Origin of the sequence: Roseibacillus ishigakijimensis (assembly GCF_016595415.1) — a bacterium.
Taxonomy (GTDB): Bacteria; Verrucomicrobiota; Verrucomicrobiia; order Verrucomicrobiales; family Akkermansiaceae; genus Roseibacillus; species Roseibacillus ishigakijimensis.
Genome location: NZ_JAENIO010000092.1, coordinates 1 through 1,498, shown reverse-complemented (window position 1 = coordinate 1,498; position 1,498 = coordinate 1). Strand labels below are relative to the sequence as shown.

The 1,498-nt window shown below is 45.7% G+C and carries 2 protein-coding genes; both read right to left on the bottom strand.

All coding sequences use genetic code 11. From position 1 onward, the window contains the following. A partial coding sequence (locus tag JIN78_RS16675; protein WP_200393132.1) for a hypothetical protein occupies positions 1-308 on the bottom strand: 308 nt, incomplete at its 3' end. Between the two features lie 191 nt (positions 309-499). Beyond that, entirely contained in the window at positions 500-1,357 is an 858-nt protein-coding gene (locus JIN78_RS16670; protein ID WP_200393131.1) for a hypothetical protein, read from the bottom strand. Positions 1,358-1,498: the final 141 nt, after the last annotated feature.

The following is a 1,498-nucleotide window of genomic DNA, read 5'->3' as shown; positions in this document are numbered from 1 at the left end:
GTTCCGAGATAGTTCTCCAGGCTGTCGGAGAGGCCGTCGAGATCGGCGTCGGGCCCCGGGGGCAGGCCGCTCAGGCCCTCGAAGCGGAGGGCGTATACGGCCTTCACTTGGCCGAGGGTGGCGGGAGCCTCATTCATGGCGGTGAGGGTATCAGTGGGGTTCCACGGGTAGTAACCGTTGGCAAGGTAGCGCCAATTCGCATTGAGTCCAGAACTTGCGAGGTAGGAGGGCACGCCATAGTGGGCCAACTCGTCACGGACCCATTGAGGAGAACGGGTATTGAGGACGTCGTAGAGCGGCTTGGCCATGGCTTTGAGCTGACCCAAGGAAAGTGGAGCGCGATTCAGCTCGGTCTCTGCGGTGGTGGGCGCCCGGTCCTCTAAGACAGCGGACGATTTTAAGGGTCAGGGATTTTTATCCGCGGGCATTTTTATCCGCGGTTTTACGAGGACAGCCTTGAGCGAACCGCTCTTTCGGCGACAGCCTTAGAGCGCTGATATCACCGAAAGTCCACATAACCAACTTGGCCATGACCTCCTGTTTCTCCCCAATCTTCTACAATTCTTAAAGTCTGATCTTGATTCATCCACATCACAGGAGTGATTGAGTAATGATCTTTCCCCATGTTAGGAGTGTTGTAAGATTGGACAGCGCCAGTCTTTAAATCATAAATAACTAAAAACTCACTTAAGATAGGACTGTTCGTCTGGTCTAAAGCGTTTGCTGTAAATGCGATTTTCTCAGCATTATTACTGATACGAGGGCTACTCGCATTGATGTTTTCTGGAGAGATTTTATAAGGTTCTTGATTTGGCTTAATAACCCAAATCTCACTATAACTAACTGGAAAAAATTTCTCTTCCTCGTCAAAATCTACACTCGGATTTTTGTGAGTCAGATATTCTGATTTGGTCACTGCTTCAATAGCAATCACATCATTATCCGATACTGAATACTCATAGATGTGGGGGGCCTTGAAAACCTCTTTCCCTCTAAAATATATCTCGTCTTCGTCATCTCTTTTAAGCTCCACCAATGAACTTTCATAAAGATGAGGATTGTTAGCTAAATACGCCACCAACTTAACCATCTGCTCGTCATCTGAGACGTTACTGAAAGGCTCTAGATCATAGCCATGCTCTAAATCGTCCGATAAAGAACCGTCTTTATCAGATGTTATTCTCTTCTGATTAGAAAATATCGATAAGTAATTACCTGATTCTTTTCTTTTAACGGATTTTGTGAAATTATTTGGAGGTTCGACAAACTCTTCTTTTCGAGAGTTCACAATAAAAGCGACCAATAAAACTAAGACCACAAAAACAAGAATCAATATTTTATTACTCATCGTATCCATTCGCGTCAACTTAAGCTGCAATTCATTGAAAACGAGCAAAATAAACAGAAAACAACTCGCTTTTTCCTTGACTAGGCGAGGTCGCCGGCAAGCTCGGTGTGCTAAAGACTTTACCCACCGACGCCTCACATTCATTCTCCT

Bases quoted from the DNA above. Each gene is read 5' to 3' on its own strand.
- JIN78_RS16670 (WP_200393131.1), bottom strand. From the start codon at position 1,357: ATGGATACGATGAGTAATAAAATATTGATTCTTGTTTTTGTGGTCTTA.